The sequence below is a fragment of the uncultured Flavobacterium sp. genome (assembly GCF_963974175.1).
GTDB lineage: Bacteria > Bacteroidota > Bacteroidia > Flavobacteriales > Flavobacteriaceae > Flavobacterium.
Genome location: NZ_CAXBBR010000011.1, coordinates 14,468 through 40,519, shown reverse-complemented (window position 1 = coordinate 40,519; position 26,052 = coordinate 14,468). Strand labels below are relative to the sequence as shown.

Sequence of the window (26,052 nt, the reverse complement as noted above, 5' to 3'; positions counted from 1 at the left end):
GTTTATTTTAATATATGACAAAATAGCACTAAATTGCTTTTGGACATATATTTGATTTGTCTTTTAAAATAAAAAGACCAAGATGGATAATCATTTTAAGTTTACCAATGCTGTTGTAGGAGTGCCACTTTTTTTCGTGTTGTTCCTTTGGTTTATCTATTGGATGGAAATTCGATTTGGATTTGATTTTGATAGAAACGGAATTTATCCTCGTACATTCTCTGGTTTACAAGGAGTCTTTTTTAGTCCTTTCATTCACTCAGATTTAAATCATCTTTATAATAATTCGATGCCTTTGCTAGTTTTACTGGCCGCTTTACAGTTTTTTTATGCAAAGCAATCGTATGCGGTTATTGGATATGGAATTTTGTTTTCTGGGATTTTGACTTGGTTAATTGGGAGGTCAAACTATCATATTGGTGCCAGTGGGTTGATCTATGTTCTAGTCGCCTTTATCTTTTTTAAAGGAATATTGACCAGATATTATCGTTTAGTTGCTTTGTCCCTGGCTGTGATAATAATGTATGGAGGAATACTTTGGTATGTTTTTCCAAAGGTGGATGACACCATTTCCTGGGAAGGGCATTTGGCAGGTTTGATTACTGGTTTTGTGCTTTCTTTCGTTTACAAGACACCAGAGTATAAAAAACCAGTCAAATACGATTGGGAACAGCCTGATTATGATCCATCCGATGATAGATTTATGCAGCGTTTTGACGAGAAAGGGAATTTTGTGAATAGTCCAATAGTACAAGAAGAGGAGGAGCCTGAAGTAGTGTTAGGTTATTTTACTTCAAATGTAGCGGTGGATTATGAGATTGTTGAAAATAAAAAAAATGAATCAAAACCGGAGTCTTAATTCATTTTTTTTATCTAGAATTTCCTTTAATAAGGTTAGCTTCTTTGTCTTAGTACTTCGTATAAAAAAGCACCACAAGCAACGGATACATTTAAAGATCCAATGGTTCCAAACATAGGTAGTTTAGCTTTTTCGTCTACGATCTTCAATACTGATGGGTTTACGCCACGATCTTCAGATCCCATTATAATTGCTACGGGCTCGTTTAAGGAAACGTTATAAATAGTAGTGTCTGTCTTTTCAGTTGCAGCAATAGTTTTAATTCCGCTCGCTTGCAAAAGAAAGATAGCGTCTTTTATGTGTTCTACTTTACAAATAGGAATATTAAATACAGCTCCTGCTGAAGTTTTTACGGTATCTCCATTTACGGGTGCTGAGCCTGCTTTTTGTACTATAATACCATTTACCCCAGTACATTCAGCAGTTCTGATGATTGCACCAAAATTACGTGCATCAGAAATCTGATCGAGTATAAGAAATAATGGTTTTTTTCCGTTTTCAACCACTGTATCAATCAAGGTCTCTAAATCAAAAAAGGAAATAGGAGAGATGCTTGCTACAGCACCTTGGTGGTTGTTAGGCGTTAATCTGTTTAATTTTTCTACAGGAACATAAGAGAAGTTTACATTGGCACGCTTCATCACTTTCATTAAGTCTTTCATTAATTCGCTGCTCGCTTCTTTCTGAATATAGACTTTGTCTACTGTAGTACCTGCTTGAATAGCTTCGATTATTGCTCTAATCCCAAATATTTGATGTTCTTTTTCCATGGCGCAAAGATATAAAAAAAAAGCACGAGTTTTTGAATGGAAATTTTAATAATATTTAATCGGATTATGTTGTTCGGTTTTTGTGGTCGTAGCTACTGAGGATCATGGATTGTAGTTGCCATACAGGAATATCGGATAATGGAATGAACACTATTCGCAAGTTATTAGTTAAGTAATATTTGAAGAAAGAAAGCTATGTTTTTTTATTCAGGTGATATTAATTTGATATTATATTTTGTTGAGATTTCACAATAAAAAAGGCTACCCATTGGGTAGCCTTTAATAGATTGTAATCTAACAATAGTTTCTTAGTTTTTATCCCAGAAAAGTTTTGTTGTTTGTTTATCACCACCTATTGCTGTAGAAGCAGCAGTATAGTTAGTTTTATTTAAGTTTTGTTCGCTAATAGGATATGTATATCTTGTAGGAACAGGTAGTCCAGATACAGCAGGTAGGTTGAAACCTGGCATGTCATAAGTTCTCCAAGCAGTCCATGCTTCAAAACCTCTGTTGTACATTGCTAACCAAAGTTGGTTACCAATTTTTACTTTCCATGTTCCTGGTGCTGTAGCATAAGCTACGTTAGGATTAAGTAAGTAAGCTGCTACACCTGTAGCTCCCCATTGTTCAAATGAAGCTGTAATACCTTTATTGTAAAAACCTGCTGCTGAAACTGGAGTTCCTGAAATAGAACGTTCAGCTGCATCTGCTAAATAGAAGTTTACTTCTGCGTAGTCTAATAAAGATGCTGGATTTGTAGGGTCAATAACGGTGCTACTTACGTGAGTGTAAGATGTAAAGCTATTGTTTTCACCGTAAGGTCCACCTTTGTAAACTCCTGTACCTAGATTTTGATCAAAGTAAACTGATCTTCTTGGATCACTAAGGTTATTCATGAAGTCAACTAAAGTGTTAGCTATAACGAAATCAGATCTTCCAGATTGTACTAAGTCAACCCATACTGGATTAGTATTAGGAGAAGCGCTTTCGTATTTCAAAGCTGCATTGTCTGCATTTGAACTAAATACTCCACCACTAACAGCAGTTGTAATTGCTGATTGTGCTTTAGCTGACATTGCTGGAACGTCTACGATACGGATACCCATTCTCAATTTCAATGAATTACCAAACTTTTTCCAAGAAGCTGGGTTTCCAGCATAAATTGGATCTGAAGCACCAAAACCAGTATTAGTTAGATTTGGAATTGCAGCATTTAAACGTGTAAGTAGGTCAGAGTAAATAGTAGCTGCATCATCATAAACAGGTAAAACATAAGTACCTGGGTTTAATGATTGAGAATAAGGAATATCTCCAAAAGTCTCAACTAAGTTAGCCCAAGCATAAACACTTAAAATTTCGATTTGAGCAAGTCTTGAATCTTTAGTTGCTTGAGTAAAACTAGGGCTGATAGCAGTTGCTTCAGTATTAGTTTTTGCAGTAGATAAATCTAGAATCACATCTCTGTACATTTCAGACCAGTGTGCATTCGTGATGTTACGTGTATTGAAGTCATAATTTGCTTCATCTACATACGTTGTTTCAGTCCAGTGTTGTCCTAACATTCTAAAGATGTTAGTGTTTACATTGGTACTTGTCATTTGATCAACTAAACTTTTGGTAGCATTGTTGTATAAAAACGATGCATCAACCTTAGTTGGATTCTTGGGATCTCTATTTAAGTCTTCGTATGCGTCATTAGATTGACACGATACTAATGCTAGAATAGATAACGCTGTTAATATTATTTTTTTCATAATTTTTTTTTTTAAAACTGTAATTTAAGACTTGCTCCAATTTCTCTAATAGAAGGGTAAGCACCAGATTGGTAACCTTGAACGTTTCCAGAACTTAAACCAGCTTCAGGATCTGAATATGGAGTGTTTTTGTCGATAATCCATAAGTTTCTTCCGATGATTGAAAGGGAAGCAGTAGTGAAAGGTAATCTGTCTAATGTTTTAGCACCAAAGTTATAAGTTAAACTTGCTTCACGCAATTTAATATATCCAGCATCGTAAACATGCAGTTTATTAGGAGCTCTTGCGTAACCCCATGCGTTTGCATAGATGTTAGCATTAGCTCTTACTGTATTTGTTGTTCCATCAGGAGCAACACCAGGTAAGATAACACCACCTGAATTAGCACCGTAGTTACCAGGAGTACCTGTAACGATATCTCTTACTGGGTTTCCTAGTTCGTTATTTGCAGCAGAGAAATCATACATCCCTGTAGCGTAACCATACCATGTGTCAAGAGAGAAAACATCTCCACCTTTTTGCATGTCAAGTAAGAAACTTAAATTTAAGTTTTTGTAAGTAAAGCTGTTGTTAAGACCAGCTTTCCAGTCAGCATTGATATCACCAATTACATTGTTACTAGAACCTGTTCTTTGGTATGTACCAATTCTACTTGCAGAACCTGTTTGGTTGATAATAGGTTGACCATTGTCAGCGTAAATAAAATCACTACCTCTTATTGTTCCGTAAGGTTGTCCTGGAGTTGCATTGATTGAAATTCCACCTTGTAAACTAGCTAATTGCAAGTTTTCAATTCCGTTTAATAATTCAACAACTAAACTTTTGTTTTGTGTCCAGTTTAAGTTTAAATCCCATTTGAAATCAGTAGTTTTAAATGGAGTAGCATTAAATTGTACTTCAATACCTTTGTTTTCGATAGTTCCAGCATTTAATAAAGCTTGAGAGTATCCAGTTGAAGTAGATAATGGAATAGCTGTAATTTGGTTGATGTTTTGATTGTTGTAATATGATACGTCAAAACCAACACGTCTATTTAAGAAAGACATTTCTAGTCCAAGTTCATAACTTTCTTGTCTCTCAGGTAAAAGATTCAAGTTAGCTTGAGCACCAGGATTCGATGCGATTCCAGTTCCGTTAAATGGAGTTCCAATATTGAATGTATTAAATACATTGTAAGGATCTGTAGCACTACCAACTTCAGCGTAATTTGCTCTTACTTTACCAAATGATAACCATGGAGCGTCAACTAGTTGAGAGAAAACTAAACTTCCAGATACTGAGAAATAATCAAATCTGTTGTTAGCTTTTGGTAATGTAGAAGAACGGTCAGATCTGTATGATCCTTCTAAGAAAGCAAAACCATCATATCCTAAACTTGCTCTAATATATTCACCGTCAACCATGCTGCTTGAATCATATTCTAATGGAGCATTGATAGGTGTTACACTATTTGAAAGAGAATATAAACTTCTTAAGTTTAATCCACCATTAGTTTGAGCAGAGATACTGTTTCTTACATTGTTTCTTAAGTTGAAACCAATGTTTCCTTCTAAGTTTAATTTTTCAGTTAAATCTTTATTGAAATTTAACATTGCATCATAATTATATTCAGAAACATTACTGTTACGTCTGTAGTATGAAGATACATCAGAACTTCCAACATTGATTCTTTCTTCCTGTAATTCACTGTATGTGTCAAAAGAGAAACGTACCATAGCACTTAACCAATCAGTAATTTTGTTGTCTAATGCAACATTACCAAAATATCTTGATCTTGTATCAGTCTCGTAGTTTTCGTAGAAAGTCCAGTATGGATTGTCTGAATAGATAGGTTTTAGGTTGCTTGGACCATTAGGGTTCCATGTGATGTTATCTCCTGTAAGGAAGTAAGCATCTTTTTGCGCTCCAAAATCAACGTTCATTTGATTCCATTGTCTAAATTGTTGCATAACGTTACCAGCAGAATAACCAGTACCGTTTCTACCTTTACCGTCAGCTTTTATAAAGTTGAAGCTAGCAGAAGCAGTTAATTTATCAGAAAGATCTTGTGATCCAGAAAAAGTGATTGTGTTTCTTTTAATATTACTGTTTGGTAAGTTACCTTCAGCTAATAAGTTAGTAAAACCTAATCTAAATGAGCTCTTGTCTGTACCACCATCTAATGAAACAGAGTTAACAGCAGTACTACTTGTACCCCAAACTGAGTTTGGATTGTTTTTACCAGCTACCCATGGAGTTGCTTTTCCAAAAGTTTCAGTTAATTGTGGGTAAATTGAGTTCCATTGGTAAACCAATAAACTTGGGTCGAATGCAGCTCCGTAAGAAGCATCTTCAGTAAATGGAGTTGTTAAATCATCAATACCATCTCCGTTGATATCAGCTAAGTTAAAGTAACCATCAGCAGAATCATAATAAGGACCATAACCTGCTCCGTATTTGTTTTGATACTTAGGTAAAGTTTCTTTGTCAGCATTTCCTAAAGTTAAACTAGAAGATATAGTTACACCTAGACCTTTACGGCTTCTTCCTTTTTTAAGGACAATCATAACTACACCATTAGAAGCACGAGAACCGTATAGTGCGGTTGCAGCAGCTCCTTTTAGAACGTTAATAGACTCAATGTCATCTGGATTGATATCAGACGCGGCATTACCGTAGTCATAACCACCTCTACCAGATTGTTGAGATGCACCGTTAGAGTTACCGTTGTCTATTGGCACTCCATCAACAACAAATAAAGCTTGGTTATTACCAGCGATTGAGTTGTTACCTCTAATAACCACTTGAGTAGACCCACCGAAATTTCCCGATGTTTTAATGTCTAAACCAGCAATTTTACCAGAAAGTGAGTTTACAAAATTCGAGCTTTTTACATCAGATACTTCGTCACCACTAACTTGTTGTGTTGCGTATCCAAGTGCTTTTTTCTCTCTTTTAATACCTAAAGCAGTTACTACAACTCCTTCAAGTTCTACTGCAGTTCCAATCATTGTAACATTTACAACCGTTGAACTAGCAGCAAGTGATTGGGTTTTCATCCCAATGTAGCTAAAAAGTAAAATTTGACTTGGAGCAGCTTTAATTGCATATTTCCCGTCAAAATCAGTTTGTGCGCCAGATTTAGTTCCTTTAACTAATACACTTACACCTGGTATAGGCATTCCTGCATCATCGGAAACAACACCTGTCACGGTTCTCTCTTGCGCAAAAGTTAGTTGCGCCATCAGTACTACAAGTAGTACTAAGATTCCATTGAACTTTAGTTTCATTTTTAATTATTTTGAATTAGTGACACAAAACTCTTAATAATTTGTTAACATTCCTAATAAAAGAAAAGCTTTTTTATGCGCGCATCTAAAATTTAACATTGTAACTTATATGGATGATTGTGTTATAAAAATTTATTTTTTGACTTTGAACGCCTCCATTTGCTATTGATATTTTTAGTATTCCGCTAGGTGTTTGTACGCCAAACCCTATTCCGAGACCTAATAAATTTGTTGTTTTTTTCGGTGTTGTAGTGTCCTGAAGCCAGCAGTAGTCTAGGATTGTGTGAAAGTAGACGCTAGGGGAAACGATGTAGCGGTACTCTGTTATGATAGCGGTCATTAAGTTTGCTGACAAGCTATTTTCTATAAATCCTCTGATGGAATTTACGCCGCCAAAGCGGTGTAATTCATTGTTTAGGTAGTTTGAGCTTTGTAAATAATAATTCTGAGTTTTTAGGTTAATAGTATGTTTCGAGTTCAAATAGAAGTTGTGCATAGCCTCTAGCTCGATGAAGAATTGCTTTTGTTTTTCGCTGGATTCTGTTTGATTATTTAATTCTCTCTTTCCTAGTCCTGTTTTAAAGAAGAGGGCGGACTTTTTGTAAAAAAGTGTATTGCCATTTTCTAATTTTGAATAGTCTATAGTAGCGGTTGTAAATTTATTGTTAAAATCTGCGATGATTGAGCTATTGGAGTTTTGTATGTCGCTAGATGTAGTTGATTGATACCCTATATAGGTGCGGGTATTATGATCGGCAATATAGCTGATGGCGATTTCGGTTTTAGTGTTTTGAAAAAGGCTGTCTTGTTTGAAAATGTTTAATTGTGCTTTTAGTCCAATCGGAGTTTTGAATAAGTAGGGTAGTTCTAAGGAGGTGTTGAAAATTCTTTGCTTGTTACCGTCGGTTTTCCAGTAGAGTGAAAATTTTTCACCTACTTGTAAGGTGTTTTCTAAAGTTATGTCGAGGTACCCATTGAGGGTTATTTTTTTATTCTCATTATTGCTGAATCCCAAGTATCCATCAAAAGTGTTTGATTTTTTGTTGTCTAGATACAGGTAAACTTTAGTAGAGTCTTTTGTAAATAGAATTTCGGGATATTTTGTTTGAGATACAAAACTAAATTTTTGAAATTCATTGTAGATTTTAGTTACGATGTCTTGGTTAAAGGTTTTGTTTCTGTATTTGCGATTGATTTGTGTTAGATAGCCAGCGGGGAAGTTCTTGTTTTGTTCCTTATTCTTGTGTTTAATAACAATAGCGTTTAATTGTCGTGCTTTTTCTGATTCGAATTGTAGATCAGTAAAGAGGGTATTGCTTTTCTGGTGAATATTTGTTAGTTTAAGTTTAGCGAGTGAATAGCCTTTTCTTTCTAGGGCAGCGGTGTTTTCGTTTAAAAAGCGTTCAACATCGGTATATGGTAGAAAAATGCTGTCTTGTGTTGGGGCGGGTGTTAGTAGTTTAGTGATTATCGGATCAGTTCTTACATATATATGTAGGAGTTCTATTTTAACTCCTAAGCTAAACCATGTTATATAGGTAGAGTCATTTTGTGTGAGTTGTTCTATTACTCTGTTTTCAATGTATCCTAGTTTTGAAAGTTTCTGAGAGGTGGCCTCGATTTCGTTGGTTATTGATTTTATATTTTTGTGCTTGGAAATGTAGTTTAAAGAGTCAATTATTTTACTTTCTAATAAGGAGTTTGCTTTTAATTGCAGTTCAAAGTTTTGAGCGTAGCAATTTATGCTAAAAGTCAGTAGTAAAATAAGAAGTAGGGAATATTTCAATTTATTTCTAAGTTTTTATAAAAGTAGTGCAAATATCGAAGGTTTGTAGTAAAAATCAAATTGCGCAGTGAGTGTAGGTGAAATAGCTTCAAAATGAGCAGTGCGTTCTTGCTTCATCGTGGATAAGCGAGATTCTTTATAGCGTTAAATGACAAATGTTTACTTGAAATTAAATTTAATGAATTAACGTTTGCAGAGTGAAAAAGATTTCATACATTTGCAACCCCGTAAAAAGCGGGAATTAAATATACATAATAAATTTTTAGTATTAATTATGCCAACAATTCAACAATTAGTAAGAACAGGAAGAACTCAGATGACTAAGAAGAGTAAATCGGTTGCTTTAGATTCTTGTCCTCAAAGAAGAGGGGTTTGTACGCGTGTTTACACTACAACACCAAAAAAACCAAACTCTGCAATGCGTAAAGTAGCGCGTGTACGTTTGACAAATGGTAATGAAGTAAATGCATACATCCCTGGTGAAGGACACAATTTACAAGAGCACTCGATAGTATTAGTTAGGGGTGGAAGGGTAAAAGATTTGCCAGGAGTTAGATATCACATCGTTCGTGGTGCACTTGATACGTCAGGAGTAGCAGGAAGAACGCAAAGAAGATCTAAGTACGGAGCAAAACGCCCAAAAGAAGCAAAAAAGTAATTTAAAACGTTATTCTTGTAGTGACACGATTTTTCGTGCTGGTATAGGTGTAGCATTTTATTAAAAAAAAGACATGAGAAAAAGAGCGGCAAAGAAAAGACCACTTTTACCAGATCCAAGGTTTAACGACCAATTGGTAACACGTTTTGTGAACAACTTAATGTGGGACGGTAAGAAATCAACAGCTTTTAAAGTATTTTATGATGCAATTGACATTATAGAGGCTAAAAAGCAAGATGCAGAAAAACCATCATTAGATATTTGGAAAGATGCTTTAGCAAACGTTATGCCTCACGTAGAAGTACGTAGTCGTAGAGTTGGTGGAGCTACATTTCAAATTCCAATGCAAATTAGACCAGACAGAAAAATTTCTATGGCAATGAAGTGGTTAATACTTTATGCAAGAAGAAGAAATGAAAAATCGATGGCTCAAAGGTTAGCTTCAGAATGTTTAGCTGCGGCTAAAGAAGAAGGAGCTGCTGTTAAGAAAAGAATGGATACTCACAAAATGGCAGAAGCTAATAAAGCGTTCTCTCACTTTAGATTTTAATTCATAAGAAATGGCTAGAGACTTAAAATATACAAGAAATATAGGAATTGCTGCTCACATTGATGCTGGTAAAACAACAACAACAGAGCGTATTCTTTTTTATACTGGTAAATCACACAAAATTGGTGAAGTACACGATGGTGCTGCAACAATGGACTGGATGGCTCAAGAGCAAGAAAGAGGTATTACAATTACTTCTGCTGCTACAACTTGTGAGTGGAATTTTCCAACTACACAAGGAAAGCCGTTACCGGAGACGTTACCTTACCACTTTAATATTATTGATACTCCAGGACACGTTGATTTTACCGTAGAGGTGAATCGTTCATTACGTGTATTGGATGGTTTAGTTTTCTTGTTTAGTGCTGTTGATGGTGTTGAGCCTCAATCAGAAACTAACTGGAGATTAGCGGATCAATATAGAGTTCCTCGTATTGGTTTTGTTAATAAAATGGATAGACAAGGATCTAACTTTTTGATGGTATGTCAACAAGTAAGAGATATGTTAAAATCAAACGCAGTTGCGATCACTTTGCCAATTGGTGAAGAGAATGATTTCAGAGGTGTTGTGGATTTGGTGAAAAACCAAGCTATTGTATGGCATGAAGAAGGTTTAGGAGCAACTTATGATATTGTGCCTATTCCTGAAGATATGCTTGAAGAAGTTAAGGAATACAGATCGATTCTTATTGAAGCAGTAGCTGATTATGATGAGAATTTGCTTGAAAAATTCATGGAAGATGAAAACTCTATTACAGAGGAAGAAATCAACATTGCATTAAGAGCAGCTGTTATGGACATGGCTATCATCCCGATGATTGCTGGTTCTTCTTTTAAAAACAAAGGTGTTCAATTTATGTTGGATGCAGTTTGTAAATACTTACCTTCTCCAATGGATAAAGATGGTATCGAAGGGATTCATCCCGATGATGCTGAATTATTAGAAGAAGATCAAACTAAAATATTGCGTAAGCCAGATGTTAAAGAGCCATTCGCTGCTTTAGCATTTAAGATTGCTACTGATCCTTTCGTAGGTCGTTTGGCTTTCTTCCGTGCTTATTCAGGACGTTTAGATGCGGGTTCTTATGTATTGAACACACGTTCAGGAAATAAAGAAAGAATCTCAAGAATATACCAAATGCATGCTAACAAGCAAAACCCAATCGATTATATCGAAGCAGGTGATATTGGAGCAGCAGTAGGATTTAAAGATATTAAAACTGGAGATACATTGTGTGATGAAAAACACCCAATTATTCTTGAGTCAATGAAATTCCCTGCACCGGTAATTGGTATTGCAATTGAGCCTAAAACTAAGGCTGACGTAGATAAAATGGGTATGGCTTTGGCTAAATTAGCTGAAGAGGATCCAACGTTTACAGTTAGAACAGATGAGGCTTCAGGGCAAACTATTATCTCAGGTATGGGTGAGCTTCACTTAGATATCTTAGTTGATAGAATGCGTCGTGAATTCAAAGTTGAAGTGAACCAAGGTGAGCCTCAAGTTGAATACAAGGAAGCTTTTACAAAGACTGCTATTCATAGAGAAACATACAAGAAACAATCAGGAGGTCGTGGTAAATTCGGTGATATCGTATTTAAACTTGAGCCAGCTGATGAAGTTGACGGTAAAGTTCCTGTTGGTTTACAGTTTGTTAACGCTGTGAAAGGTGGTAACGTACCTAAGGAATATATTCCTTCTGTAGAAAAAGGTTTTAGAGAAGCTATGAAAACTGGTCCTTTGGCTGGTTATCAAGTGGATAGTTTAAAAGTAACTTTAACTGACGGATCTTTTCACCCTGTCGATTCTGATGCGCTCTCTTTTGAGTTAGCTGCAAGAATGGGGTATAGAGAAGTTGCTAAGGCTGCTGGTGCTGTTATTCTTGAGCCAATCATGAAAATGGAAGTTATTACACCAGAAGAAAACATGGGAGATATCGTAGGTGATATCAACCGTCGTAGAGGTCAGGTTAATGATATGGGTGATAGAGCTGGTGCTAAAACTATTAAGGCTGATGTGCCATTATCAGAAATGTTTGGTTATGTTACGACATTAAGAACATTATCATCTGGTAGAGCAACATCTACTATGGAATTTTCACATTACGCGGAAACTCCTTCTAATATTTCAGAAGCAGTAATCAAAAAAGCAAAAGGAAACGCTTAATCTTTAAGAAAATGAGTCAAAAAATCAGAATAAAACTAAAATCTTACGATCACATGTTGGTAGACAAGTCTGCTGAGAAGATTGTAAAAACGGTTAAGAGTACCGGTGCAGTAGTAACAGGACCAATTCCATTACCAACTCACAAAAAACTTTTTACAGTGCTACGTTCTCCGCACGTTAACAAGAAAGCGAGAGAGCAATTTGAAGTAATGTCATACAAGAGATTGATTGATATTTATTCATCTTCATCTAAAACTATTGATGCTTTAATGAAATTAGAATTGCCTAGTGGAGTTGAAGTAGAGATCAAAGTTTAAGGATTTACTTAAGAGTAAAAAGGGCACTTTGTTTAAGTGGAAATTTTTTTTGGATTGTGTGTAAATAAGTTATACTTTTGCACCACTTTAAAAATGAGTTCCACTTAAATGATGTGTTCTATTTTTATATTTAATAATTAATAATTAATATTTATGTCTGGGTTAATTGGTAGAAAAATCGGCATGACTAGTATTTTCGATGAAAACGGGAAGAATATTCCTTGTACAGTAATTGAAGCTGGTCCTTGTGTTGTTACCCAAGTCAGAACCATTGGTGTTGACGGGTACGAAGCGTTGCAACTAGGTTTCGATGACAAAAACGAGAAACATTCCACAAAAGCGGCTTTAGGTCACTTTAAAAAAGCGGGAACTGTAGCTAAGAAAAAAGTCGTTGAATTCCAGAATTTTGCAACAGAACAAAAACTAGGAGATCTTATAGATGTTTCTATGTTTGTTGAAGGAGAATTTGTAGATGTACAAGGTGTATCTAAAGGTAAAGGTTTTCAGGGAGTTGTAAAACGTCACGGTTTTGGTGGTGTTGGTCAAGCAACTCACGGTCAACATAACCGTTTAAGAGCGCCAGGTTCTGTAGGGGCTTCTTCTTATCCATCTAGAGTATTCAAAGGAATGCGTATGGCTGGAAGAATGGGAGGAGAAAATGTAAACGTTCAAAACCTTAGAGTTTTAAAAGTAGTGACTGAAAAGAACCTACTTGTTATAAAAGGATGTGTTCCTGGATGTAACAACTCTTATGTAATCATTCACAAGTAATGGAAGTAAAAGTATTAGATTTCAACGGAAAAGATACTGGAAGAAAGGTTGAACTTTCTGATTCAGTATTCGCAATTGAACCAAATAATCACGCTGTATACCTTGATGTTAAGCAATATTTAGCTAATCAAAGACAAGGAACGCACAAAGCTAAAGAAAGAGCTGAAGTAGCGGGAAGTACACGTAAGATTAAAAAACAAAAAGGAACTGGTACTGCTCGTGCGGGTAGTGCAAAGAATCCATTGTTTAAAGGTGGGGGAACAGTTTTTGGACCTAGACCAAGAAGTTATTCATTCAAATTGAATAAAAGCTTGAAACGTTTAGCAAGAAAATCTGCGTTCTCAATGAAAGCAAAAGAATCAAATATTATCGTTCTTGAAGACTTTAAATTTGAAACACCAAACACTAAAAATTTCATTAATGTTTTGAAAGCTTTAGAGTTAGAAAATAAAAAATCTCTATTTGTGTTGGGCGATACGAATAAAAATGTATATTTGTCGTCACGCAATTTAAAGGCATCTAATGTTGTAAGTAGCTTAGAATTAAGTACTTACGCTATATTAAATGCTAATAACCTAGTTCTTTTAGAAAGCTCTTTGGAGATAATTGAAGAAAATTTAAGTAAATAATAGGATATGAGTATCATAATTAAACCTATAGTAACGGAAAAAGTAACCAAAGAAAGTGAAGTTTTAAACCGCTTCGGATTCGTTGTTAACAAAAAAGCAAATAAAGTTGAGATTAAGAAAGCTATTGAAGCTGCTTATGGTGTGACTATTTTGAGTGTTAATACGATGAACGTAAGACCGGATAGAACTACAAAATACACTAAAAGTGGTTTAATCAGTGGAAAGACTAATGCAATTAAAAAAGCAATTGTTCAAGTACAAGACGGAGAAACAATTGATTTTTACAACAATATCTAAGATAGAAAAATGTCAGTAAGAAAATTAAAACCTATTACCCCAGGTCAGCGATTTAGAGTTGTGAATGGTTATGACGCCATTACAACTGATAAGCCGGAACGCTCTTTGATAGCGCCGATAAAAAACTCTGGAGGTAGAAATAGTCAAGGAAAGATGACCATGCGTTATACGGGTGGTGGTCACAAGCAGAGATATCGTATCATTGATTTCAAAAGAACAAAGGAAGGAATTCCTGCGACAGTGAAGTCAATTGAATATGATCCAAATCGTACTGCATTTATCGCATTGTTAGCTTATGCTGATGGTGAGAAAACTTATGTTATTGCTCAAAACGGATTGAAAGTAGGTCAGAAATTAGTTTCTGGTCCAGATTCTCAACCGGAAATTGGTAATGCATTGCCGTTAAGCAGAATTCCATTAGGAACTGTAATTTCTTGTATTGAGTTAAGACCAGGTCAAGGAGCAGTAATTGCTCGTTCTGCTGGAACTTTTGCTCAATTAATGGCAAGAGACGGGAAATACGCAACAATCAAAATGCCTTCAGGTGAAACAAGATTAATCTTGTTAACTTGTGCTGCTACAATTGGAGCTGTTTCTAATTCAGACCACCAATTAGTTGTATCTGGTAAAGCAGGTAGAACAAGATGGTTAGGTAGAAGACCTAGAACAAGACCTGTTGCAATGAACCCTGTCGATCACCCAATGGGTGGTGGTGAAGGACGTTCTTCTGGTGGACATCCACGTTCAAGAAATGGAATACCAGCAAAAGGTTATAGAACTCGTTCTAAGAAAAACCCGAGTAACAAGTATATCGTAGAACGTAGAAAGAAATAATAAGATATGGCACGTTCATTAAAAAAAGGACCTTTCGTTCATTATAAGTTAGACAAGAAAGTTCAAGAAAACATCGCAGGTGGAAATAAAGGAGTTGTTAAGACATGGTCTAGAGCTTCAATGATTACTCCAGACTTTGTTGGGCAAACTATCGCTGTTCATAACGGTCGTCAATTTGTACCAGTTTACGTAACAGAAAACATGGTAGGTCACAAATTAGGAGAGTTTTCACCAACTAGATCTTTTAGAGGTCATGCTGGAGCAAAAAATAAAGGTAAAAAATAAGAAGCAATGGGAGTTCGTAAAAGAGAAACAGCAGATGCGAGAAAAGAGGCTAATAAGTCTATTGCTTTCGCAAAATTGAATAACTGCCCTACTTCACCTAGAAAAATGCGCTTAGTAGCGGACTTGGTAAGAGGTCAGAAGGTAGAGAGAGCATTAAACATCTTAAGATTTAGTTCTAAAGAAGCTTCAAGAAAATTAGAGAAATTGGTTTTATCTGTTATTGCCAACTGGCAAGCAAAAAACCCTGACGCTAATATGGAAGAAGCAGGTTTATTTGTTAAAACGATTACAGTAGATGGTGGAATGATGTTGAAAAGACTTCGTCCAGCTCCTCAGGGTCGTGCACACAGAATAAGAAAACGTTCTAACCACGTTACAATCGTGTTAGGATCTATTAATAACACACAAGCAATTTAATACAAGATGGGACAAAAGACAAATCCAATTGGAAATAGACTTGGTATCATCAGAGGATGGGACTCAAACTGGTATGGTGGAAATGATTATGGTGATAAACTTGCCGAAGATCACAAAATCAGAAAGTATATCCATGCTCGTTTATCAAAAGCTAGTGTATCAAAAGTAATCATCGAGAGAACTTTGAAACTTGTAACCGTTACTATCACTACTGCTAGACCTGGTATCATTATCGGAAAAGGTGGACAAGAGGTAGACAAGTTAAAAGAAGAACTTAAGAAAATTACTGACAAAGAGGTTCAAATCAACATCTTTGAAATCAAAAGACCTGAACTTGACGCGTATCTAGTTGCTACAAGCATCTGTCGTCAAATCGAAAGCCGTATTTCTTACAGACGTGCAATCAAAATGGCTATTGCTGCTTCTATGCGTATGAACGCTGAAGGTATCAAAGTTTTGATTTCTGGTCGTTTGAATGGTGCTGAGATGGCACGTTCAGAAGGTTTCAAAGAAGGAAGAGTTCCTTTATCAACTTTCAGAGCCGATATTGATTATGCATTAGCTGAAGCGCATACTACTTACGGTAGAATGGGTATCAAAGTGTGGATCATGAAAGGTGAAGTTTACGGAAAGAGAGATCTTTCTCCGCTTGCTGGAATGGACAAGAAACAATCTGGCGGAAAAGGTGGAGATTCTCCTCGTGGGAAATCTAACTTTAATAAAGGTGGAAAACCAGACGCTCGTAAAAGAAAGTAATTTTTAAATTAAAGAAAAATGTTACAGCCTAAAAGAACAAAATACCGTAAGGTACAAAAAGGTAAAATGAAAGGGAACTCTGGAAGAGGGCATGAACTTTCTAATGGAATGTTTGGTATTAAATCTGTACATGAAGATGGAATGTTTCTAACTTCTCGTCAAATTGAAGCTGCACGTATCGCTGCAACTCGTTTCATGAAAAGAGAGGGACAATTATGGATCAAAATATTTCCAGACAAACCAATTACTAAGAAGCCTCTTGAGGTACGTATGGGTAAAGGTAAAGGTGCAGTTGAGTATTGGGCTGCCGTTGTTAAACCCGGAAGAATTATGTTTGAAGTTGGAGGAGTTCCTTTGTCAGTTGCAAAAGAGGCGTTACGTCTTGCAGCTCAAAAGCTTCCAGTAAAAACTAAATTCGTAGTTGCTAGAGATTTCGAAGCATAATCTATATTATATTATGAAACAATCAGAAATAAAAGATCTTTCTGCAGCGGAGTTGCAAGAGAAGCTTAGTTTGACTAAGAAAACATATGCTGACCTAAAAATGGCTCATGCTATATCACCAATTGAGAACCCACTTCAAATTAGAGGTGTAAGAAGAACAATTGCAAGATTAGCTACAGAGCTAACTAAAAGAGAATTGCAACAATTGTAATCTGCTGAAAGATGGAAGAAAAAAGAAATTTAAGAAAAGAAAGAGTTGGTGTTGTAACTTCGGACAAAATGGATAAATCTATTGTTGTTGCAGAAGTGCGTAAAGTAAAACACCCGTTATACGGTAAGTTCGTGTTGAAAACTAAAAAGTATCATGCACACGACGAAACGAACGACTGTAACGTTGGGGATACTGTAAGGATTAGCGAAACGCGTCCTTTAAGTAAAACTAAATGTTGGAGGTTAGTTGAAATCCTAGAAAGAGCTAAATAATTATGGTACAACAAGAATCAAGACTAAAAGTAGCAGATAACACAGGAGCTAAAGAAGTTTTAACTATCCGTGTTTTAGGAGGTACCAAAAGAAGGTATGCTTCAGTTGGTGACAAGATTGTAGTTTCTATCAAAGATACAACTCCAAACGGAAGCGTTAAAAAAGGAGCTGTTTCAACTGCAGTTGTTGTACGTACCAGAAAAGAAGTGAGAAGAGCCGATGGTTCTTATATCCGTTTCGATGACAATGCATGTGTTCTTTTGAACGCTGCAGGGGAAATGAGAGGAACTCGTGTTTTTGGACCGGTAGCAAGAGAACTTCGTGAAAAACAATTCATGAAAATTGTATCATTAGCACCTGAAGTGCTTTAATTCGTTTTAAGATGATAAAGCTAAAAATAAAAACTGGCGACATTGTAAGAGTAATTGCTGGAGACCATAAAGGTTCAGAAGGTAAAGTATTACGTGTTGACCGCGAGAAAAACAAAGCGATTGTTGAAGGTGTAAACATGGTTTCAAAACATACGAAACCAAGTGCAAAAAGCCCTCAAGGTGGTATTGTGAAAAAAGAAGCTGCTATTCAAATATCTAACATATCTCTAATTGATCCTAAAACTAAGGAAGCAACTAGAGTTGGAATTAGAGTTGAAGGAGATAAGAAAGTAAGATTTTCAAAAAAATCTAATCAAGTACTATAGTAATGGAGTATACACCTAGACTAAAAGAAGAATATAAGAACAGAGTAATATCTGCTCTTAAAGAGGAGTACGGATACACAAACGTAATGCAAGTTCCAAAATTGGAAAAAATCGTTTTGAGCCGTGGAGTTGGAGCAGCAGTTTCTGATAAAAAATTAATCGACTATGCAGTTGATGAATTAACAAAGATAACTGGACAAAAAGCGATATCTACAATTTCAAAGAAAGATGTTGCATCTTTCAAATTGAGAAAAGGAATGCCGATTGGTGCTAAAGTTACTTTACGTGGAGAAAGAATGTATGAGTTTTTAGATAGACTTATTACTTCTGCTTTACCACGTGTTAGAGATTTCAGTGGTATAAAAGCTACAGGTTTTGACGGAAGAGGAAACTATAACCTTGGGGTTTTAGAACAAATCATTTTCCCGGAAATTGACATTGATAAAGTAAACAAAATATCAGGTATGGATATCTCTTTTGTAACTACTGCAAAAACAGATAAGGAAGCAAAGTCATTATTGACTGAATTAGGATTACCTTTTAAAAAGAATTAAGATATGGCTAAAGAATCAATGAAAGCCCGTGAGGTGAAGAGAGAAAAAACGGTAGCTAAGTATGCTGAGAAAAGAAAAGCTTTGTTAGAGGCTGGAGATTTCGTAGGTTTGCAGAAATTACCTAAAAACGCTTCACCTGTTCGTTTACACAACAGATGTAAAATTACAGGTAGACCTAGAGGTTATATGCGTCAATTTGGTGTTTCACGTGTTACATTTCGTGAAATGGCAAATAACGGATTGATACCAGGGGTTAAAAAAGCCAGTTGGTAAAAAATTAATTTTAATTGGTTAAAGGTTCTTCAGAAGGTCTGAAGAAAACCATAACCGCAAATTTATACATATGTATACAGATCCTATTGCAGATTATTTAACAAGGGTTAGAAACGCTGTGGCTGCAAACCACAAAGTTGTTGAGATCCCTGCATCTAATCTAAAAAAAGAAATAACTAAGATCTTATTTGATCAAGGTTATATCTTAAGTTACAAATTTGAAGACAACGCTGTTCAGGGTTCAATCAAAATTGCTTTGAAGTATGATAAAGATACTAAAGAGTCAGTAATAAAAGATATCCAAAGAATTAGTAAACCAGGTTTACGTAAATATTCAAGTTCTTCAACCATTCCAAGAATCCTTAACGGATTAGGTATTGCTATTGTTTCTACATCAAAAGGATTGATGACAGGAAAAAAAGCAAAACAATTGAATGTTGGTGGTGAAGTAATTTGTTACGTATACTAATAAATAGACTATAAGATGTCAAGAATAGGTAAAAGCCCAATTGTAATCCCTGCTGGAGTAACTGTAGAAGTTAAAGATGGTATTATTACAGTAAAAGGAAAAAATGGTCAACTTACACAGGAGTTTTCGGACGTAACTGTTACAGTTGAAGACGGTCAGGTTCAAGTAGACAGATCGTCTGATCACAAAGACCAAAGAGCAAAACATGGTTTGTACAGATCTTTAATCAATAACATGATTATCGGTGTAACAGATGGTTTTACAAAATCATTGGAATTGGTAGGAGTTGGTTATAGAGCTTCAAATCAAGGACAAAAATTAGATTTAGCTCTTGGATATTCTCACAATATCGTTTTGCAAGTTGCTGCTGAAGTAACTTTAGAAACTATATCTGAAAAAGGTAAAAACCCAATTGTTAAACTTACATCGTTTGACAAACAACTTTTAGGTCAAGTTGCGGCAAAAATTAGAGCTTTTCGTAAGCCTGAGCCGTACAAAGGAAAAGGAGTTAAATTTGTGGGTGAAGTATTAAGAAGAAAAGCAGGTAAATCAGCTTAAAAAATAAGATTATGTCATTATCAAAACCTGAAAGAAGACAGAGAATTAGATTCAGAATTAGAAAGACGATTAGTGGTTCTGCTACAAATCCAAGACTATCTGTATTTAGAAGTAACAAAGAAATTTATGCTCAACTTATTGATGACGTAAACGGAGTTACTATTTTGGCTGCTTCTTCAAGAGAAAAAGAAATAGGAAAAGGTACAAACGTAGAGGTTGCTATTGCAGTTGGAAAACTTGTAGCAGAGAAAGCGTTAAAAGCTGGGATAGAAGTTGTAACATTCGATAGAGGAGGTTACTTGTATCACGGTCGTATTAAATCATTAGCAGAAGGCGCGAGAGCGGCTGGACTTAAATTCTAATATATTATGTCTAATAAATACAAGAATGTAGAGTTGGTAAAACCAAGTGGTCTTGAATTAAAAGATCGTTTGGTGAGTGTTAATCGTGTTACTAAAGTTACAAAGGGTGGTAGAGCTTTCGGTTTTTCTGCTATTGTAGTTGTAGGTGATGAAAATGGTGTTGTAGGTCATGGATTAGGAAAATCTAAAGATGTTTCTGAAGCAATTGCGAAAGCAGTAGAAGATGCTAAGAAAAATCTAGTAAAAATTCCTTTGAATGGACAATCAGTACCACACGAACAAAAAGGTAAGTTTGGTGGAGCTCGTGTATTTTTAATTCCTGCCTCTCATGGTACAGGAGTTATTGCAGGTGGAGCTGTTCGTTCAGTTCTTGAGTCAGTTGGGATTCACGATGTATTATCGAAATCTCAAGGATCATCAAACCCTCACAACGTAGTTAAGGCAACTTTTGATGCGTTGTTACAAATGAGAAGCGCCTATAGTGTTGCAAAACAAAGAGGAGTTTCTTTAGAAAAAGTTTTTAAAGGTTAATTCAAGGAAATTATGGCTAAATTATTAGTAAAACAAGTTAGAAGTAAAATCAACTGTCCTCTTACTCAAAAAAGAGGATTGGAAGCTTTAGGTCTACGTAAAATGGGACAAATTGTAGAGCATGATTCAAACCCTACAATCCTTGGGATGATAAACAAAGTTAAACACTTAGTTTCTGTAGAGGAAACTAAATAACAAATACTGTTATGAATTTAAGTAACTTACAACCAGCTGAGGGTTCAACACACAGTCAAAATAAGAGATTAGGTAGAGGAGAAGGTTCTGGAAAAGGTGGTACTTCGTCAAGAGGTCACAACGGACAAAAATCTCGTTCTGGTTATTCTAAAAAGATTGGTTTTGAAGGAGGGCAAATGCCACTTCAAAGACGTGTGCCTAAGTTTGGTTTTACAAACATCAATCGTAAAGAATACGAAGGTGTGAATCTTGATACACTTCAATTGTTAGTAGACAATGGAATTGTAACTGATGCTGTCGATATGACAACTTATGTTGCAAACCGTTTAGCTACTAAGAATGAAATCGTTAAGATTTTAGGAAGAGGAGAATTGAAAGCAAAATTAAAAGTAACTGCTCACAAATTTACTGCTACTGCAAAAGCTGCTATTGAAGCTGCTGGAGGAGAAGCTGTAACAATGTAATTTTTCAATTAATATGAAGAAATTTATTGAATCAATAAGTAATGTTTGGAAAATCGAGGAACTAAAAAACAGAATCCTAATTACGTTAGGTCTGCTTTTAGTTTATCGTTTTGGAGCACATGTTACGCTTCCGGGAATCGATGCAACACAATTAAATAGTTTAGCAGGCCAAACCAAAAGTGGTATTGGATCTATCCTAGATATGTTTACTGGTGGTGCATTCTCTAAAGCGTCAGTTTTTGCTTTAGGAATTATGCCTTACATTTCGGCTTCTATTGTTGTTCAGCTTATGGGAATTGCGATTCCTTATTTGCAAAAACTTCAAAACGATGGTGAGAGTGGTAGAAAAAAGATTAATCAGATAACACGTTGGTTAACTATTGTTATTACACTAGTACAAGGACCAACTTACATCTACAATCTATATAGAACTTTACCTAGTAGTGCATTTTTATTAGGGTTTAATTCTTTTGAATTCTTATTTTCTTCAGTGATTATCTTAGTTACAGGTACAATATTTGCCATGTGGTTAGGTGAAAAAATAACTGATAAAGGAATTGGAAATGGTATTTCACTTTTAATTATGGTAGGTATACTTGCTAGATTTCCTCAAGCATTTATACAGGAATTTACTACTAGAGTTACGAATAACAACGGTGGACCAATGTTATTGGTTATCGAAATTATTATTTGGCTTTTAGTTATTGTTGCCTGTGTTTTATTAACTATGGCAATTAGAAAGATACCAGTACAGTACGCTCGTCGTACTACGTCAGGTGATTTTGAACAAGATATGATGGGTGGTAATAGACAATGGATTCCATTAAAGCTTAATGCTTCTGGAGTTATGCCGATTATCTTTGCTCAAGCTATCATGTTCATTCCTGCTGCTGTGGCTGGGTTGTCTAAATCAGATGCATCGCAATCAGTTGTTGGCGCTTTTAGTAATATGTTCGGTTTTTGGTATAACCTTGTTTTTGCAACTTTAATAGTTGTATTTACATTCTTTTATACTGCAATTACAGTTCCTACTAATAAGATGTCAGATGATTTGAAAAGAAGTGGAGGATTTATTCCAGGTATTAGACCAGGTGTAGAGACTTCTGATTTTCTTGACAAAGTGATGTCTTTGATAACTTTCCCAGGATCTTTATTTCTAGCTCTAATAGCTGTGTTCCCAGCGATTATTGTAAGTCTTATGGATGTTCAACAATCTTGGGCAATGTTTTTTGGGGGTACCTCATTAATAATTATGGTTGGTGTTGCCATAGATACAATTCAACAAATTAATTCATACTTGTTAAACAAACATTATGACGGTTTAATGAAGAGTGGAAAAAATAGAAAAGCAGTAGCTTAATCTTATGGCAAAACAATCAGCAATAGAACAAGACGGATCCATAATTGAAGCATTATCAAATGCGATGTTCCGTGTAGAGTTAGAAAATGGACATATCGTAATTGCTCATATATCTGGAAAGATGCGTATGCATTATATCAAATTATTACCTGGTGATAAAGTGAAACTAGAAATGAGCCCATACGATTTGTCAAAAGCAAGAATTACTTATAGATATTAAAGGATATTCACAATGAAAGTTAGAGCATCAGTAAAAAAGAGAAGTCCCGAGTGCAAGATTGTGCGTAGAAAAGGGATATTGTACGTTATAAACAAAAAGAATCCTAGATTTAAACAAAGACAAGGATAATTATGGCAAGAATAGCAGGGGTAGATATCCCGAAAAACAAGAGAGGTGTTATAGCACTTACCTATATCTTCGGATTAGGAAATAGTAGAGCTATTGAGATTTTAGAAAAAGCTCAAGTTAGCCAAGATAAAAAAGTTCAAGATTGGAATGATGACGAGATCGGAGCAATTCGTGAAGCGGTATCAGAATTCAAAATTGAAGGAGAATTGCGTTCTGAAGTTTCTTTGAACATCAAACGTTTAATGGATATTGGTTGTTACAGAGGTATCCGTCATAGAACTGGTCTTCCTTTAAGAGGACAAAGAACTAAAAACAACTCTAGAACAAGAAAAGGTAAAAGAAAAACTGTTGCCAACAAGAAAAAAGCAACTAAATAATAAGTAATATGGCTAAAGCAACTGCAAAAAAACGTAAAGTTATCGTTGAATCAACGGGAGAAGCTCATATTTCTGCTACCTTCAATAACATCATTATTTCTTTGACAAACAAAAAAGGTGAAGTTATTTCTTGGTCTTCAGCTGGTAAAATGGGTTTTAGAGGTTCTAAAAAGAACACTCCATACGCAGCCCAAATGGCAGCAGAAGATTGTAGTAAAGTAGCTATTGAAGCAGGACTTAAAAAAGTGAAAGTTTATGTAAAAGGACCAGGAAATGGACGTGAGTCTGCGATTCGTTCTTTGCATAACGGTGGAATCGAAGTAACTGAGATTATCGATGTTACTCCAATGCCTCACAATGGATGTCGTCCTCCTAAGAGACGTAGAGTTTAATAATATATTTAAGTATAACTAGGTAGAAAACACGATTATCGAAGGATATGACCTGAATTCATAATCTCTACCTTAATAAAATTTTTAGAAATGGCAAGATATACTGGTCCAAAAACTAGAATTGCTCGTAAATTTGGCGAAGCAATATTCGGAGATGACAAAGCGTTCGAAAGAAGAAGTTACCCACCTGGGCAACACGGAATGGCTAAAAAAAGAGGTAAAAAATCTGAATACGCAATCCAGTTAATGGAGAAGCAAAAAGCTAAATATTCTTATGGAATTTTAGAAAAACAATTCAGAGGTTTATTCAAAAAAGCATCAGCTACTAAAGGTGTTACTGGTGAAGTTCTTTTACAATTATGTGAAGCAAGATTAGATAACGTAGTATTTAGAATGGGTATCGCTCCTTCTAGAAGAGGCGCTAGACAACTTGTGTCTCACAGACACGTTACCGTTAATGGTGATGTAGTAAACATTGCTTCTTACCACCTTAAACCTGGTGATAAAGTAGGAGTTCGTGAAAAATCTAAATCATTAGAGGCTATCGAACGTTCTTTATCTAATTCAAGTCATGTTTATGAATGGATTACTTGGAATAATGACGTTAAAGAAGGTACTTTCGTTTCTGTACCAGCTAGACTTCAAATTCCAGAAAACATTAAAGAACAATTAATCGTAGAGTTGTACAACAAATAATAATTGACTTAGTCGAAATTTATGGCAATATTTAATTTTCAGAAGCCCGATAAAGTTATCATGATCGATTCAACCGATTTTGAAGGTAAGTTTGAATTCAGACCTTTAGAACCAGGATACGGATTGACCGTTGGTAATGCACTTAGAAGAGTTTTGCTTTCAGCATTAGAAGGTTATGCAATTACATCCGTTCGCATTGAAGGTGTAGATCATGAGTTTTCTACTATCTCAGGAGTTGTTGAAGATGTTACCGAAATTATTCTTAATCTTAAACAAGTACGTTTCAAACGTCAAATTGAAGATATAGATAATGAGGCAGTTACTATTTCTGTTTCAGGTAAAGATCAATTGACAGCTGGTGATTTTCAAAAATTCATTTCAGGTTTCCAAGTTTTGAATCCAGAACTTGTTATCTGTAATCTAGATCCAAAAATCAAACTGAACTTCGATTTAACAATCGAAAAAGGTAGAGGATATGTTCCTGCAGAGGAGAACAAAAAACAGAACGCTGCAATTGGAACCATTTTTACGGATTCTATTTTTACTCCGGTAAAAAACGTAAAATATTCAATTGAAAACTTCCGTGTTGAGCAAAAAACAGATTATGAGAAATTAGTTTTTGAAATAAAAACTGATGGATCTATCAATCCAAAAGATGCGCTTACTGAGGCTGCTAAAGTTTTGATTCACCATTTCATGTTGTTTTCTGACGAAAGAATTACACTCGAGGCTGATGAAATCGCACAAACAGAATCGTATGATGAGGAATCATTACATATGAGACAATTGCTTAAAACTAAGCTTGTTGATATGGACTTATCTGTAAGAGCATTAAATTGTTTGAAAGCGGCTGAAGTTGATACACTTGGAGATTTAGTATCGTTCAATAAAAATGACCTAATGAAATTCCGTAATTTTGGTAAAAAATCTTTAACTGAACTAGATGAACTAGTTGCTATTAAAAATTTGAACTTCGGAATGGATTTAGCAAAATACAAACTAGATAAAGAATAATTTACTTCATATTTTGCTCTCCATAATGGATTGTAGCAAGATGAAGTTAAAATAAATTGGTCATGAGACACGGAAAAAAATTCAATCACCTTAGTAGACAGACTGCACATAGAAAATCTATGTTAGCTAATATGGCTTGTTCTCTTATAGAGCACAAACGTATTAACACTACTGTCGCTAAAGCAAAAGCGCTTAAACAATTCGTTGAGCCTTTAATAACAAAATCAAAAACTGATACGACTCACAATCGTCGTATTTGTTTCGCTTACTTACGTAGCAAATATGCGGTAACTGACTTGTTCAGAGACGTAGCTGCTAAAGTAGGAGACCGTCCAGGTGGATACACTCGTATCATTAAAGTTGGAAATCGTTTGGGAGATAATGCTGATATGGCAATGATCGAACTTGTAGATTTCAATGAACTTTACAATGGTGGTAAAAAAGAAGTTAAAAAAGCAAAAAGCCGTCGTGGTGGAAAAGCTAAAAAAGCAGATGAAGCTACAGAAGAAGCTCCAGTTGCTGAAGCTGATACAACTACAGACGCAGCTGAGTAATTATGAAGATAATCATTCAATAAAATTTAAGGATAAACTATTAATAGTTTATCCTTTTTTTTTGCTTTTTTTCGAACAAATGAATGTAGGGTTTTATATTTTTCTACTATTCTGTTTGTTTTGTTACATTCTATTAAGTAAAAGCGGTCATAAGGGCTAGT

Annotated in this window: 37 protein-coding genes; 33 read left to right on the top strand and 4 right to left on the bottom strand. The window is 35.3% G+C overall.

Annotated elements, in window-relative coordinates; translation table 11 throughout:
* Positions 1-82: 82 nt before the first annotated feature.
* On the top strand, positions 83-859 hold the full coding sequence (locus AAC069_RS14960) for a rhomboid family intramembrane serine protease (protein ID WP_339921238.1): 777 nt from the start codon (positions 83-85) through the stop codon (positions 857-859).
* 35 nt (positions 860-894) lie between these two features.
* On the opposite strand, the gene rlmB is transcribed toward AAC069_RS14960, so the two are convergent.
* The 4 genes from rlmB to AAC069_RS14940 all read right to left on the bottom strand — a co-directional run bounded on the left by rlmB (position 895) and on the right by AAC069_RS14940 (position 8,438).
* Positions 895-1,629, bottom strand: a complete 735-nt coding sequence (rlmB, locus tag AAC069_RS14955; protein WP_339921237.1) for a 23S rRNA (guanosine(2251)-2'-O)-methyltransferase RlmB — start codon at positions 1,627-1,629, stop codon at positions 895-897.
* 308 nt (positions 1,630-1,937) lie between these two features.
* Entirely contained in the window at positions 1,938-3,383 is a 1,446-nt protein-coding gene (locus AAC069_RS14950) for a SusD/RagB family nutrient-binding outer membrane lipoprotein (RefSeq protein ID WP_339921236.1), read from the bottom strand.
* A gap of 11 nt (positions 3,384-3,394) precedes the next feature.
* A complete protein-coding gene (locus AAC069_RS14945) occupies positions 3,395-6,652 on the bottom strand; it encodes a SusC/RagA family TonB-linked outer membrane protein (protein ID WP_339921235.1) in 3,258 nt (1,085 codons plus the stop codon).
* An 85-nt stretch (positions 6,653-6,737) separates the two neighbouring features.
* A complete protein-coding gene (locus AAC069_RS14940) occupies positions 6,738-8,438 on the bottom strand; it encodes a hypothetical protein (RefSeq protein ID WP_339921234.1) in 1,701 nt (566 codons plus the stop codon).
* 274 nt (positions 8,439-8,712) lie between these two features.
* On the opposite strand from AAC069_RS14940, the gene rpsL reads away from it, so the two are divergent.
* The 32 genes from rpsL (at position 8,713) to rplQ (ending at position 25,891) form a co-directional block, all read left to right on the top strand.
* Positions 8,713-9,096, top strand: coding sequence for a 30S ribosomal protein S12 (rpsL, locus tag AAC069_RS14935; protein ID WP_022828353.1), 384 nt, complete (start codon positions 8,713-8,715; stop codon positions 9,094-9,096).
* Between the two features lie 73 nt (positions 9,097-9,169).
* Positions 9,170-9,646: a 30S ribosomal protein S7 gene (gene rpsG, locus AAC069_RS14930; protein WP_091091578.1), complete on the top strand. Its 477-nt coding sequence runs from the start codon at positions 9,170-9,172 to the stop codon at positions 9,644-9,646.
* Between the two features lie 10 nt (positions 9,647-9,656).
* Positions 9,657-11,813 carry an elongation factor G gene (fusA, locus tag AAC069_RS14925; RefSeq protein WP_091091581.1) on the top strand — a complete coding sequence of 719 codons (2,157 nt, stop codon included), beginning with the start codon at positions 9,657-9,659 and terminating at the stop codon, positions 11,811-11,813.
* 11 nt (positions 11,814-11,824) lie between these two features.
* Complete coding sequence (gene rpsJ, locus AAC069_RS14920; RefSeq protein ID WP_011963470.1) at positions 11,825-12,130, top strand: 30S ribosomal protein S10; 306 nt, start codon at positions 11,825-11,827, stop codon at positions 12,128-12,130.
* 153 nt (positions 12,131-12,283) lie between these two features.
* On the top strand, positions 12,284-12,901 hold the full coding sequence (gene rplC, locus AAC069_RS14915) for a 50S ribosomal protein L3 (RefSeq protein ID WP_074724346.1): 618 nt from the start codon (positions 12,284-12,286) through the stop codon (positions 12,899-12,901).
* Positions 12,901-13,530, top strand: coding sequence for a 50S ribosomal protein L4 (gene rplD / locus AAC069_RS14910; protein ID WP_339921233.1), 630 nt, complete (start codon positions 12,901-12,903; stop codon positions 13,528-13,530). The genes rplC and rplD overlap by 1 nt, the downstream gene beginning before the upstream one ends.
* 6 nt (positions 13,531-13,536) lie before the next feature.
* A complete protein-coding gene (rplW, locus tag AAC069_RS14905) occupies positions 13,537-13,827 on the top strand; it encodes a 50S ribosomal protein L23 (protein ID WP_074724344.1) in 291 nt (96 codons plus the stop codon).
* A 9-nt stretch (positions 13,828-13,836) separates the two neighbouring features.
* Positions 13,837-14,661 carry a 50S ribosomal protein L2 gene (gene rplB, locus AAC069_RS14900; RefSeq protein WP_091091587.1) on the top strand — a complete coding sequence of 275 codons (825 nt, stop codon included), beginning with the start codon at positions 13,837-13,839 and terminating at the stop codon, positions 14,659-14,661.
* A 6-nt stretch (positions 14,662-14,667) separates the two neighbouring features.
* Positions 14,668-14,946 (top strand): 30S ribosomal protein S19, encoded by a 279-nt coding sequence (gene rpsS, locus AAC069_RS14895; protein ID WP_007136562.1) that lies wholly within the window; start codon positions 14,668-14,670, stop codon positions 14,944-14,946.
* 6 nt (positions 14,947-14,952) lie between these two features.
* A complete protein-coding gene (gene rplV / locus AAC069_RS14890; protein ID WP_007136561.1) occupies positions 14,953-15,363 on the top strand; it encodes a 50S ribosomal protein L22 in 411 nt (136 codons plus the stop codon).
* 6 nt (positions 15,364-15,369) lie between these two features.
* The gene (rpsC, locus tag AAC069_RS14885; RefSeq protein ID WP_026707012.1) at positions 15,370-16,119 is read left to right on the top strand and encodes a 30S ribosomal protein S3; all 750 of its coding nucleotides are present in this window, start codon (positions 15,370-15,372) and stop codon (positions 16,117-16,119) included.
* Between the two features lie 18 nt (positions 16,120-16,137).
* Positions 16,138-16,563 (top strand): 50S ribosomal protein L16, encoded by a 426-nt coding sequence (rplP, locus tag AAC069_RS14880; RefSeq protein ID WP_016989325.1) that lies wholly within the window; start codon positions 16,138-16,140, stop codon positions 16,561-16,563.
* Between the two features lie 13 nt (positions 16,564-16,576).
* Entirely contained in the window at positions 16,577-16,774 is a 198-nt protein-coding gene (gene rpmC, locus AAC069_RS14875) for a 50S ribosomal protein L29 (protein WP_091091590.1), read from the top strand.
* An 11-nt stretch (positions 16,775-16,785) separates the two neighbouring features.
* Positions 16,786-17,046, top strand: a complete 261-nt coding sequence (rpsQ, locus tag AAC069_RS14870; protein ID WP_091091594.1) for a 30S ribosomal protein S17 — start codon at positions 16,786-16,788, stop codon at positions 17,044-17,046.
* 2 nt (positions 17,047-17,048) lie between these two features.
* On the top strand, positions 17,049-17,417 hold the full coding sequence (gene rplN, locus AAC069_RS14865) for a 50S ribosomal protein L14 (RefSeq protein WP_007136556.1): 369 nt from the start codon (positions 17,049-17,051) through the stop codon (positions 17,415-17,417).
* Between the two features lie 11 nt (positions 17,418-17,428).
* Positions 17,429-17,743, top strand: coding sequence for a 50S ribosomal protein L24 (gene rplX, locus AAC069_RS14860; RefSeq protein ID WP_091091597.1), 315 nt, complete (start codon positions 17,429-17,431; stop codon positions 17,741-17,743).
* Between the two features lie 2 nt (positions 17,744-17,745).
* On the top strand, positions 17,746-18,297 hold the full coding sequence (gene rplE / locus AAC069_RS14855; protein ID WP_339921232.1) for a 50S ribosomal protein L5: 552 nt from the start codon (positions 17,746-17,748) through the stop codon (positions 18,295-18,297).
* Between the two features lie 3 nt (positions 18,298-18,300).
* Positions 18,301-18,570, top strand: a complete 270-nt coding sequence (gene rpsN / locus AAC069_RS14850) for a 30S ribosomal protein S14 (RefSeq protein ID WP_074724338.1) — start codon at positions 18,301-18,303, stop codon at positions 18,568-18,570.
* A 70-nt stretch (positions 18,571-18,640) separates the two neighbouring features.
* On the top strand, positions 18,641-19,039 hold the full coding sequence (gene rpsH, locus AAC069_RS14845; RefSeq protein WP_066081018.1) for a 30S ribosomal protein S8: 399 nt from the start codon (positions 18,641-18,643) through the stop codon (positions 19,037-19,039).
* Positions 19,040-19,054: 15 nt separating this feature from the next.
* A complete protein-coding gene (gene rplF / locus AAC069_RS14840; protein WP_091091600.1) occupies positions 19,055-19,597 on the top strand; it encodes a 50S ribosomal protein L6 in 543 nt (180 codons plus the stop codon).
* Between the two features lie 11 nt (positions 19,598-19,608).
* The gene (rplR, locus tag AAC069_RS14835) at positions 19,609-19,959 is read left to right on the top strand and encodes a 50S ribosomal protein L18 (protein WP_091091603.1); all 351 of its coding nucleotides are present in this window, start codon (positions 19,609-19,611) and stop codon (positions 19,957-19,959) included.
* 6 nt (positions 19,960-19,965) lie between these two features.
* Positions 19,966-20,490 (top strand): 30S ribosomal protein S5, encoded by a 525-nt coding sequence (gene rpsE / locus AAC069_RS14830; RefSeq protein ID WP_091091607.1) that lies wholly within the window; start codon positions 19,966-19,968, stop codon positions 20,488-20,490.
* 12 nt (positions 20,491-20,502) lie between these two features.
* Positions 20,503-20,685: a 50S ribosomal protein L30 gene (rpmD, locus tag AAC069_RS14825; RefSeq protein ID WP_073210382.1), complete on the top strand. Its 183-nt coding sequence runs from the start codon at positions 20,503-20,505 to the stop codon at positions 20,683-20,685.
* Between the two features lie 11 nt (positions 20,686-20,696).
* Positions 20,697-21,149 carry a 50S ribosomal protein L15 gene (gene rplO / locus AAC069_RS14820; RefSeq protein WP_091091611.1) on the top strand — a complete coding sequence of 151 codons (453 nt, stop codon included), beginning with the start codon at positions 20,697-20,699 and terminating at the stop codon, positions 21,147-21,149.
* Positions 21,150-21,162: 13 nt separating this feature from the next.
* Positions 21,163-22,509, top strand: coding sequence for a preprotein translocase subunit SecY (gene secY / locus AAC069_RS14815; protein ID WP_074724334.1), 1,347 nt, complete (start codon positions 21,163-21,165; stop codon positions 22,507-22,509).
* A gap of 4 nt (positions 22,510-22,513) precedes the next feature.
* Positions 22,514-22,729, top strand: a complete 216-nt coding sequence (gene infA / locus AAC069_RS14810) for a translation initiation factor IF-1 (RefSeq protein ID WP_007136545.1) — start codon at positions 22,514-22,516, stop codon at positions 22,727-22,729.
* A 12-nt stretch (positions 22,730-22,741) separates the two neighbouring features.
* A complete protein-coding gene (ykgO, locus tag AAC069_RS14805; protein ID WP_074724333.1) occupies positions 22,742-22,858 on the top strand; it encodes a type B 50S ribosomal protein L36 in 117 nt (38 codons plus the stop codon).
* A gap of 2 nt (positions 22,859-22,860) precedes the next feature.
* Positions 22,861-23,235 (top strand): 30S ribosomal protein S13, encoded by a 375-nt coding sequence (rpsM, locus tag AAC069_RS14800; RefSeq protein WP_074724332.1) that lies wholly within the window; start codon positions 22,861-22,863, stop codon positions 23,233-23,235.
* Between the two features lie 8 nt (positions 23,236-23,243).
* Positions 23,244-23,627, top strand: coding sequence for a 30S ribosomal protein S11 (gene rpsK, locus AAC069_RS14795; RefSeq protein WP_007136543.1), 384 nt, complete (start codon positions 23,244-23,246; stop codon positions 23,625-23,627).
* 90 nt (positions 23,628-23,717) lie between these two features.
* Entirely contained in the window at positions 23,718-24,323 is a 606-nt protein-coding gene (gene rpsD / locus AAC069_RS14790; RefSeq protein ID WP_074724331.1) for a 30S ribosomal protein S4, read from the top strand.
* Positions 24,324-24,344: 21 nt separating this feature from the next.
* Positions 24,345-25,337 (top strand): DNA-directed RNA polymerase subunit alpha, encoded by a 993-nt coding sequence (locus AAC069_RS14785; RefSeq protein WP_074724330.1) that lies wholly within the window; start codon positions 24,345-24,347, stop codon positions 25,335-25,337.
* 62 nt (positions 25,338-25,399) lie between these two features.
* Entirely contained in the window at positions 25,400-25,891 is a 492-nt protein-coding gene (gene rplQ / locus AAC069_RS14780; RefSeq protein ID WP_091091615.1) for a 50S ribosomal protein L17, read from the top strand.
* The last annotated feature ends 161 nt before the right edge of the window (positions 25,892-26,052 follow it).